Annotated in this window: 9 protein-coding genes; 5 read left to right on the top strand and 4 right to left on the bottom strand. The window is 72.9% G+C overall.

Annotated features, from left to right (window positions below; all coding sequences use genetic code 11):
* Positions 1 to 114 precede the first annotated feature (114 nt).
* Positions 115 to 855, bottom strand: coding sequence for a hypothetical protein (locus ACFVSN_RS39555; RefSeq protein ID WP_387958266.1), 741 nt, complete (start codon positions 853 to 855; stop codon positions 115 to 117).
* Positions 856 to 1308: 453 nt separating this feature from the next.
* Between ACFVSN_RS39555 and ACFVSN_RS39550 the strand changes: the two genes are divergently transcribed.
* Entirely contained in the window at positions 1309 to 2277 is a 969-nt protein-coding gene (locus ACFVSN_RS39550; RefSeq protein ID WP_387958264.1) for a LuxR C-terminal-related transcriptional regulator, read from the top strand.
* Positions 2278 to 2400: 123 nt separating this feature from the next.
* Entirely contained in the window at positions 2401 to 2712 is a 312-nt protein-coding gene (locus ACFVSN_RS39545) for a hypothetical protein (RefSeq protein WP_387958261.1), read from the top strand.
* Positions 2713 to 2853: 141 nt separating this feature from the next.
* On the opposite strand, the gene ACFVSN_RS39540 is transcribed toward ACFVSN_RS39545, so the two are convergent.
* The gene (locus tag ACFVSN_RS39540; protein ID WP_387958259.1) at positions 2854 to 3648 is read right to left on the bottom strand and encodes a putative protein N(5)-glutamine methyltransferase; all 795 of its coding nucleotides are present in this window, start codon (positions 3646 to 3648) and stop codon (positions 2854 to 2856) included.
* 236 nt (positions 3649 to 3884) lie between these two features.
* Complete coding sequence (gene ligA / locus ACFVSN_RS39535) at positions 3885 to 5936, bottom strand: NAD-dependent DNA ligase LigA (RefSeq protein ID WP_387958257.1); 2052 nt, start codon at positions 5934 to 5936, stop codon at positions 3885 to 3887.
* Between the two features lie 207 nt (positions 5937 to 6143).
* Here ligA and ACFVSN_RS39530 point away from each other — a divergent pair, with 207 nt between their 5' ends.
* From ACFVSN_RS39530 to ACFVSN_RS39520, 3 genes are all read left to right on the top strand, one after another.
* The gene (locus ACFVSN_RS39530; RefSeq protein ID WP_387958255.1) at positions 6144 to 7025 is read left to right on the top strand and encodes a HEAT repeat domain-containing protein; all 882 of its coding nucleotides are present in this window, start codon (positions 6144 to 6146) and stop codon (positions 7023 to 7025) included.
* 247 nt (positions 7026 to 7272) lie between these two features.
* On the top strand, positions 7273 to 7992 hold the full coding sequence (locus tag ACFVSN_RS39525; RefSeq protein ID WP_387958252.1) for a dienelactone hydrolase family protein: 720 nt from the start codon (positions 7273 to 7275) through the stop codon (positions 7990 to 7992).
* Positions 7993 to 8153: 161 nt separating this feature from the next.
* The gene (locus tag ACFVSN_RS39520) at positions 8154 to 8936 is read left to right on the top strand and encodes a VOC family protein (RefSeq protein ID WP_387958250.1); all 783 of its coding nucleotides are present in this window, start codon (positions 8154 to 8156) and stop codon (positions 8934 to 8936) included.
* 78 nt (positions 8937 to 9014) lie between these two features.
* On the opposite strand, the gene ACFVSN_RS39515 is transcribed toward ACFVSN_RS39520, so the two are convergent.
* Entirely contained in the window at positions 9015 to 9983 is a 969-nt protein-coding gene (locus ACFVSN_RS39515; protein WP_387958247.1) for a MerR family transcriptional regulator, read from the bottom strand.
* Positions 9984 to 10043: the final 60 nt, after the last annotated feature.

The following is a 10043-nucleotide window of genomic DNA, read 5'->3' as shown; positions in this document are numbered from 1 at the left end:
CGGTCCCACTCGTCCTTGCTCAGATCTCCCCGCCCCATGACCAGTACAACGAGCCGATCATGCGACGGTCACAAGATCCGCCGTACAGAACCTAGGCCGCTCGCCGATGCTCCGTCACCGGCTGGCGGTCCGGCGGCGGGCGGCCACGAACGCGCCTGCACCGGCGGTGAGCAGGGCGGCACCGCCGACGCCGTAGGCAAGCATCCGGCCGCCGTCGCCGCCGGTTTCGGCCAGGCTCCCGTCCGGCACGATGGAGGCCGATGGCGAGCCCGCGCCGGTCGGCGCAGCACTCGACGTGGCCGTCACGGTGGCGCTCGGGCTCGGTGCAACCGTGGCCGTGACGCTCGGGCTCGGCGCACCTGTCGCAGTGACACTCGGGCTCGGCGCGCCCGTGGTCGTGGCCGTCGGGCTCGGCGCAACCGTCGTGCTGGCGGTCGGACTGGGTATCGCCGTGGCCGTCGCGGTCGGGCTCGCTGTTGCCGTGGGAGTGGCTGTCGGTGAGGCGGTCGGCTCGGGCTTGCAGGAATGGCCGCCGTTCCAAGCGGAGATCAGGTCCCCGTAGATGACGCCCTCAGGGTAGTTCGGCAACGGATTGTCGACACCGTCGAACTTCCGGTCACCGTGGTACAGGTCGAGTTGGCCGAAGCATTTCGGCAGGTGGGCCGATACGTCCAGGGACGCCCGGGGGTTGTCGGCGGAAAGTACGGCGGTCGCCCAACCGAGGAAGGCCTGCTCGCCCGACGAGGACCACGTCGGGCCCTCGGAGTCGTAGGAGGCCAGCGAGACCTTGTAGACGCAGCCGGCGTCGGGCTTCCCGACGAGTCGGACCTCGATGACCCCATGCGGCTCGTTCATCCGGCTGCCCCTGGTCCAGGTCTTGCCCCCGTTGACGGAGTACTCGACTGCGAGCGGCTTGCACGCGGGCGCCTCGGCGGCCCGGGCCGGGCCCGCGGCGACGAGCGGAATGCCGGCGGCCATGCCGAGGGCGGCGAGCCCCGGAATGTGACGAAGATACGTATGACGCACGAAAGAACCTTCTGAATAGTACCGGTACTGACGAGCCCCCTTGCCTCCACTCCCTTGAAGGCCGGAACGAATCTATTGGCATACGAACGGGAATCGATCCGCACGACTGCCGCACTTGCTGCAGAACCCGCGTGCAGGTTCCTGCACCGCACGTGACATTGGTCCCGGCCACGATGGACCGAGGCCCCTTGGGTGCCCCGGGTCCCCCCTTGCAGGATCTGTTCTCGACGGCGGCGCCCGGCCTGGACCGCCGTTCGGTTCCGACGAGTTCCCGGGAGTCCGATGAACGGCAACGCGCTTGCGGCGCTGGGCGTGAACGCCCAGGAGGAAGCGGTCTACCGACTGCTCCTGCGCTCCCCCGGAATCGGATTCGCCGCGATCCGGTTCGGCTGCGGGATGGACCAGGATGTCGCCGGGACCGCCGTCGCCCGGCTGCGGGACCTGGGCATGGTCAGGGAGATGCCCGGCCGCGGCACCTTCAGCGGCAACGATCCGAGGGCCGTGGTCGAACGGCTGGCACGGCGCCGCGTCCACGGCCTCCAGAGCGAGATCCGGCAGGTCGTCTCCTCGCGCCACGTGGTGGACGTCCTGCTGGACGACCAGCGGCAGGGGCAACGGGGTCCGGCCTTCGACCTGCAACGCGTCGAGGGAATCGACCAAGTGGTCGCGTGCATCGACGAGTTGTCCTTCTTCACCCGCGAGGAGCGGCTGACCACCCACCCCGGACCGATCATCACCGCCGCCCTCGATTCGGTCCGGAGCTCCGACCTCGAGTGCCTGCGACGCGGCCTGCGGATGCGGACCATCCTCCACACCAGCGCGCTCGACCGCCCGGAGGTCGGCCTCCTCGCGAGGGAACTGGCGGAGCAGGGCGCCGAAGTACGGGGCACGGCGGGTCCGCTGGAACGGATGGTCATCTTCGACCGGCAGACCGCCGTGGTGGCGGTCGACCCGCACGACATCACCCGCGGCGCCCTCGTGGTCCGCCAGCCCGGCCTGCTGGCGAACCTGCTGGCCCTGTTCGAACGCCGCTGGTCACAGTCCTGCCGGGTCGAGGAGCAACTGCCGAGCGAGACCGAACGACAGGTCCTCCAGGCGATGGCCCGCGTCGACAAGGACGAGGCCGGAGCACGCGAACTCGGCATGTCGCTGCGCACCTACCGCGGCCATGTCGCAGCGCTGATGCGCCGCCTGGGAGCATCGAACCGGTTCCAGGCCGCGCTGGTGGCCCGTGACCGGAACTGGATCTGACGCGCCACCGCCGACGGTGGCCGAGCGACGACGCCGGAGCACCGCGCCAAATCCGGTGACAGGCGCGTGCCGTACGGGAAGACTGGCGGCGGAAATCCGTGGGCAGTCACGAAGGGCGAAGCCATGGCACTGGTGAAGAAGGGGTCCCGTCGCATCGTCGTCGACGGCGTCGAGTACCGCTGGCGACTGAGCAGGAAGCACTGGTGCTGCGACGTCGACGTCAGCACCCTGGCCTACATGGTGGAGGACGCGGCCCGGCCCGGCACGACGCTCGTCGTCGAGACCGGCCGGCCGTCCCTTCTCGCACCGAGCCTGGTGCCGGCCGAACTCGTCCTGCCGCGCGAAGTCGCCGCAGGCATTCGGGTCGCGCGGTCGAACGGCTGGACGCCCGGCTCCAACGGCTCGCCGTTCAAGCTGAATCTTTCCGCCGTCTGACCCGGCCGCACCCCGCTGGCGGGTCAGTGCTCGCACGCGGAGATCGAACGGGAGCCTCGTTTGCCACCGGCGCACGCGGATATTGGCGGAGTGGGAAGTCGGCAGTGCCGACTTCCCACTCCGCCATCATCCGATCCGCCGTCAGCAGCGCCGAGTTGCCGTGATGACGGTGGCGTCCAGGTCCTCGTGGTGGGAGGCGGTGGCGCGCAGCCCGGCGTCCCCGGCGATGGCGAGGGCGGCCGGGGTCTGGCGTTCGCTGGTCTCGAAGAGGAGCGAGCCGCCGGGGGCGAGCCACTGCGGGGCGTCGGCGGCGACGCGGCGCAGCACGTCGAGGCCGTCGGCGCCGCCGTCGAGGGCGGGGAGGGCCTCGTGGAGGCGGGCCTCGGGCGGCAGGAGGCCGATGTCGGCGGTGGGGACGTACGGGACGTTGGCGAGCAGGACGTCGACGCGGCCGCGCAGGCCGGCGGGCAGGGCGGCGAAGAGGTCGCCCTGGTGGACGTGCCCGCCGTACGGGGCGAGGTTGCGCCGGGCGCAGCGGACGGCGGCCGGGTCGACGTCGGCGGCGTGGAGCTCGACTCCGCCCCGGGCGGTGGCCGCGAGTCCGGCGCCGAGCGCCCCGCTGCCGCAGCACAGGTCGACGACGGCGGCGTCCGGGCCGGTGAGCGCGGTGGCCGTGGCGACGAGGTGCTCGCTGCGGCGGCGGGGCACGAAGACGCCGGGGTCGACGGCGATCCGCAGGCCCGCGAACTCGGCCCAGCCGACGACGTATTCCAGCGGACGCCCCTCGGCCCGGGCCCGCACCATCGTGGCGAGCTCGGCCGGGGTGGCGGCGGCGCTGAGGAGGATCCGCGCCTCGTCCTCCGCGAAGACGCAGCCTGCGGTGCGCAGGCGCGAGACCACGGAGGAGCGGAGGGTTGCGGAAGGGAAGACCGACAAGGAGAACCTCTTGAGGGAATCGAGAAAAGCTGAACGACTCCGTCAGGGCCCCGTCGGGGCTGTCGCCGTGGGACGGGACGCGCCCGCGCCTTATGCGCGCGACGCGCCGTCTCTGCGACCGGACCCGGGGAGCACCCGCTCGGACGTACCGGTGATGGGTCTCACCTCCCTGGATCGCGGTCCTGTTCGACGTCGGTCACCCTACCGCACCTCTGCGTAACCGGGGTCCGGTTCGGTCACTCCAGGAACTCGGCGACCACGGCCGCGAACTCCTCCGGGGTGAGGATCCGGATGCCGAGCTCCTCGGCCTTGGCGCGCTTGGAGCCGGCCTTGTCGCCCGCGACGACGAGCGTGGTGCGCTTGGACACCGAGCCCGAGGCCTTGCCGCCGGCGCGCTCGATGAGCTCGTTCATCGCGTTGCGGGAGAGGTCGGCGAGGGCGCCGGTCATGGCGCCGGTGACGACGACGGCCTCGCCGGCGAGCGGGCCCGCCGGGGCCTCGCCCCCGCCGGTGGCGGCGGCGGCCGGCGCCGTCGGCTCGGTGACCTCCAGGCCCACGCCCTGGGCCGTGAGCTTGTCCAGCAGCGGTGCGACGTCGGCGAGTTCGGCCACGATGACGGCGGCCTTCTCCACCCCGATGCCGTCCACGCCCGCGAGCGCCTCCGCGTCGGCGGCCCGGATCGCGGCCATGCTGCCGAAGTGCGCGGCCAGGCGGCGGGACATCGTGCGGCCGGTGCCGCGGATGCCGAGCGCGCAGAACACCCGGTTGAGCGGGCGGACGCGGGCCGTCTCCAGGGCGGCGAGCAGGTTGTCGGCGCTCGTCTCGCCCATCCGGTCGAGCGTGAGCAGCTGCTCTTTCGTGAGGGTGAACAGATCGGCGATGTCGTTGACGAGGCCGCTCTCCACCAACTGCACGGCGCGCGTGCCGCCGAGGCCCTCGATGTCGAGCTGGTCGCGCCCGGCCGCGTAGATCACCGAGGCCACGGCCTGGCAGCCCCTGCCCCGCACGCAGCGCCAGCGCTGCTCGGACGTGTCGATCGCGTCACCGCAGCGCGGGCACACCTCGGGGAACGCGATCGGCTGCTCGGCGCCGGCGCGCTCGTCCACCAGCGGCGCCTCCACGCGCGGGATCACGTCCCCCGCGCGGTAGACGAACACCTGGTCGCCGAGCATCAGGCCGCGGCGCTCGATGTCCGCCGGGTTGTGCAGCGTCGCGTACGTGACCGTGACGCCGTCGATCACGACCGGTTCGAGGACGGCGCGCGGCGCGATGATCCCGGTGCGACCGACGTTCCACTCCACCGCGAGCAGCCGGGTGACCTTGTGCTGCGCCTGGAGCTTGCGGGCCACCGCCCAACGCGGCGCGCGCGAGCCCGAACCGGCCTCCTCCTGGTCCGCCACCGCGTCCGCCTTCACCACGACGCCGTCGATGCCGAACGGCAGCGCGGCGCGCAGGGCGGCGATCTCGTCAATCCGCTGCTGCGCCTCGGCCAGGCTCGCGCAGCGGCGGGGCGCGGCGTCCGTGGTGGCGGCGGTGTTCGCGCCGAGCTCGGCGAGCCGGGCGAGGAGGGCGGCGTGGTCGAGGCCGGGCAGGCCGAGGGCGTCGTAGGCGAAGAACGTCAGCTCGACGCGGTACGGACGGTCCTTGGCACGCAGGGTGCCGGCGGCGCCGCTGCGCGGGTGGGCGAACGGCGTGGCGCCGTGCTCGGTGCGGACGGCGTTGGCCTGCTCGAACTGCTCGTGGGTGAGCAGGACTTCACCGCGCAGCTCAACGTCCAGCGGCTCGGCGAGCCGGGCCGGCAGGCCGAGGACGGCGTCGGCGGCGTGCGTGATGTCCTCGCCCGCGAGGCCGTCGCCCCGGGTGAGCACCTGGGCGAGCCGCCCGGCCCGGTACCGGGCGGCCACGGCGAGGCCGTCCAGCTTCGGCTCGACGCACCAGGCGGCGACGGGCCGGCCCAGCCGGCGTTCCAGACCGGCCGCCCAGGACTCCAGCTCCTCGGCCGAGAACACGTTGTCCAGCGAGAGCATCGGCACGCTGTGCGGCACGTCCCCGACCGCCGCCCCGCCCGCGACCTTCCCGGTCGGCGTCTCGGGCAGCACCTCGTCGGGGTGCGCCAGCTCGTACGCCTCGATCGCGCGGACGAGCGCGTCGTACTCGTCGTCCCCCAGCGGCGTGCCGCCGTCGGCGTAGTACGCGGCGGCGGCCCGCACGGCGGTGGCGACGGCGTCGGCGTACGCGTCCGTCGAGGTCAGGGCGACAGGGGAGGCCGTGGAGGCGATGTCCTTCATGACGCCATCATGGCGAGTGGCACTGACATTCGACCCGCCGAGGCCGAGCGCGACCGCCCCCTTGCGACTCTTTCTGACCGGTGGCACCTGGTCTCGACGGTCGACTCCGAGCGGTGGCGTCGCCACCGTGTGACTCCCCCGTGATCACCGACCGGCTACGGTTGCTCCGCCGCGGATCCCCCTCGACCGAAAGAGCAGCCGACTCGCATGGATCTGACGCTCGACCGGATCGATGGCCTCATCGTGCGTTTCGTGGGCGACGACGACCGGGCCGGCGACAGCCTGGTGGCTGCCGGACCGGCGAGTCTGCGCCGGCTGATCGACGTGCTGGCCGGTCGGGCCGACCCGGGCTGGGACGCCCTGGGTGCCGAGGAAGAACGATTCGGCCGGGGGGAGTTCGAACGCCTCGACCAGCTGGAGCACCTCCTGGCCGCCCGCTTTCCGGACGCCCTGTTCGACGCCGTGGCGGCCGATCCCGCGCTTGAACCGGCGGTCATGAGCATGCTGCGAAGCGTCGAGGATCCCCGCGCGGTGCCGATCCTCGAACGCGGGCTGCTGCGCGGCAGCCAGGCCCGATGGGCGGCTCTGCTTGGCCTGACCGTGCACGGCACGGCTGCCCAGACCGAGGCGGTCGTCGACTGCCTGGACGACGCCGACGACCTCGTGCGGTCCGCGGCGTTCGACGTGCTGGGCCGACTGGGGGACGGCCGGGCCGTCGGCCCGTTGCTGAGCAGGCTCTCCGATGCCGACGACCTCACCACCCGTAGGGCCGCCGAGGCGCTGGATCGGATCGAACAGCGCCTCGGCGGGCCGCAGGCACCACCGCTCTGGCACGAGCTGGGGCCGGCCGAGGTCATCGCGCCGTCGCCGCTGTTCGGCGGCCCGATGCGGGTGACCGAGCTCCGCGTGGAGCCCGGGCGGATGGTCCGGGCCGGCGAGCTGCTGGCCACCCTGGAGAACCATCACGTACTCGTCGAGCTCACCGCTCCGCAGTCCGGCACGGTCACGGACGTCCGGGTCTCGGTCGGCGACCAGGTACCCGACGGCATCGTCGCCTTCGTCCTGCAGACCCGGCGCCGGCTCGGCTAGCCGAGCCGGGGTAGCACCCTGGCCCGCGCCGCACCGCCGAACTCGGTGTCGACCAGGCCCCGGGCCCGCGCGTAAAACGCTTTGGTGGACCGCGGAGACCGCTGCTAACCTGCCGGAGGCCGTGCGAGAGAACGAGGAGGTGGTACCCGTGAACGCAGATTCGACATGGGTGCTCTCCTCCGGGGTCACGGTCGGGCGATAGGTCGTCCGGGAGCGCCGTTCCAGTGCACTCCCGAAAGGCACGACCATGCAGTTCACCTCCGAGCAGCGCCTCGACAACGGCGTCCTCGAACGCGAATTCACCCTCGACGAGATCCCCGGCACCCTGTGGACGCCCGGATCCGCGCCCGCTCCACTGATCCTCATGGCCCACAACAACGGCCTGCCCAAGGACGAGCCCAGGCTCGTGGCCCGGGCCCGGTACTCCGCTTCGCAGGGCTACGCGGTGGCCACCATCGACGCGGCCGGGTGCGGTGGCCGCCCCCGTTCCGCCGACGACGACCGGGCCCGCGCCGATCTCCGCCGGGCGATGCAGGCCGGCGAGCCGGTCGACGGGATCTTCGAGTCCTTCATCGGCCCGCTGGTCGAGAACGCGGTCCCGGAGTGGCGGGCCACCCTGGACGCCCTCCTGTCCCTGCCCGGGATCGACGGACCGGTCGGCTACTCCGGCTGGACCGCCGTCGGCATCCGGCTCGCGGTGACCGAGCCCCGCATCGCCGCCGCCGGCTTCTTCGCCGGGGGCTACGTGCCCTTGGCCCAGCGCGACGAGGCGCGGCGGATCACCATCCCGCTGCTGTTCCTGCTCCAGTGGGACGACGAAGGGAACCCCCGGCAGCGGGCCCTGGACCTGTTCGACGCCTTCGGCAGCACCGAGAAGACGCTGCACGCCAACATGGGCGGGCACGTCGGCACCCCGCGGTTCGAGCTGGAGAACGGGAGCAGGTTCTACGACCGGCATCTGAAGTAGCACCGCGAGGTGACGGCGGGGGCCTGGCCGGCCGGGCCGCCGCCGTCACCCGCCCGCCCGCCGTCACCCGGTCGCCGCGCGGGGCGGCGTGTCGGGTGGCGGCGGGCGGGCGGCGGCGGAAGGGTGGCTGGCGGTAATCCCCCCAGGGAGAAAGGGCGATCATGCCTGAAGTCACCACCCCGTACGCGACCGGCACCCCCTGCTGGGTCGACCTCATGGCGAAGGACCAGCAGGCCGCGCTCGACTTCTACCGCGACGTCCTCGGCTGGCAGGGCCAGCCCGGCCCGGCCGAGTTCGGCGGGTACGCGGTCTGCGAGCTCAACGGGAAGGCCGCGGCCGGGATCGGGCCGGCGATGGCCCCGGAGGGCATGCCGGAGCCGCCGACCGTGTGGACCAGCTACCTGGCCTCCACGGACGCCCAGGCCACCCAGGACGCGATCGTCGCGGCCGGCGGCACGCTGGTGGTACCGGTGATGGACGTCGGCAACCTCGGGCGGATGCTCATCGCCGCCGACCCCCAGGGCTCGGTGTTCGGCGTCTGGCAGCCGGGCGAGTTCTTCGGCGCGCAGGTCGTCAACGAGGCCGGCGCGCTCACCTGGAACGAGCTGCACACCAGCGACATCCAGGCCGCGACCGCCTTTTACGGCGAGGCGTTCGGCATCGAGATCGAGCCGCTCGACGGCGCGGACTCCTACTGGGAGGTGCGCGTGGGCGGCCGGGCCGTCGGCGGGGCCACGCTGCTCGCCAACGACCCGCCCGGCACGCCCGCACACTGGCTGACGTACTTCGCCGTCGACGACACGGACTCGACGGTCGACGCCCTGGTCAAGCGGGGCGGCACCGTCCTGGTCCCGCCCTTCGACATGATGGCCGGCCGGATGACGGTGGTCGCCGACCCGCAGGGCGCCCCGTTCGCGATGATCACGCCGACCCCGATGCAGTAGGGCCGCGTGCCGTAGGGACGCGCCTGCCCGAGTCCTCCGCCCGCCCGGGCCTTCCCGGGCGGGCGGATGCACGCCGGACTACGCGCCGCCCTGGTGCCGCAGGGCCCGGGCGAGCCAGGAGTGCACCGGGGTCAGACCGGGCACCACCTGCCAGCCGTTGACGATCCAGACCAGGCGCCAGTACCGGTCCACCCTCGGATCGTGCGCTTCCTCGAAGCGCTGGGCCAGCCAGTCCCGGAACTCCGCGTCCGGGGTGCGCGCGAACGCGTCGGCGTAGCGCCGCACGAGCTCGTCGACGACGGGCGCGGCACCGTCGCCGTGCGGGTCGACGCCCGCCTCCGTCGCCTCGGCCACCTTCTGACGGGTGAACGCCGTCAGCTCCTCGCCCGCCTCGCGCTCGATGCCGGGCGTGCGCCCGCCGGCCTGGTGCGGGAGCGTCCGGCGCATCCGGGCCCGGAAGTCCTCCTCGCCGACCAGTTCAGCGAGCTCCACCCACGCGGCGACCTGTTCGGTGGTCGGCTCCTCGGGAAGGTCGGGGGTCGCGGCCCGGACCATGGCGGCCGCGGCCGGGGCGGCTTCAGCCGGGGCGCCGTCCGCAGGGGCATCGTCCGCCGGGCCGAAGGTGCCGGCGATGAAGTCGTCGATCAGCCGCCGCCGTTCGTCGGCGGACAATTGCGTGAGCTTGTGCACGAGTCTGGTCTCCTCGGGGTCGCAACCGCGCCCGGCCACGACGCGCAGCACGCTCCGGCGCAGCTGCAGCTCCCGGATCTGCACGTCGATGGCGTCGGCGTGCGCGGCGGCGACCTCGGCCATCGGGAGCTCGCGGTCCGCGATCCGCCGGATCGCGGCCAGGTCGATGCCCAACTCGCGCAGCGTGCGGACGAGTTCCAGGCGGAGCAGGGCGTCGAGGTCGTAGCGCCGGTAGCCGGCGGGACTTCGGGTGGTCGGCGCCACGATCCCCGAGTCGGAGTAGAACCGGATCGTCCGCACGGACAGGCCGGTTCGCCGGGAGAGCTCCCCGATCGAGTAGAGGGTCGTCGCGTCCATGGCCCTCACTCTGCCGTCTCCAGTCACTGGAGACTCAAGGCTAACCGTCCGCCCACCTCC

The organism is Kitasatospora sp. NPDC057904, from assembly GCF_042887925.1.
GTDB lineage: Bacteria > Actinomycetota > Actinomycetes > Streptomycetales > Streptomycetaceae > Kitasatospora.
This window is presented reverse-complemented; position numbering and strand designations above follow the sequence as displayed.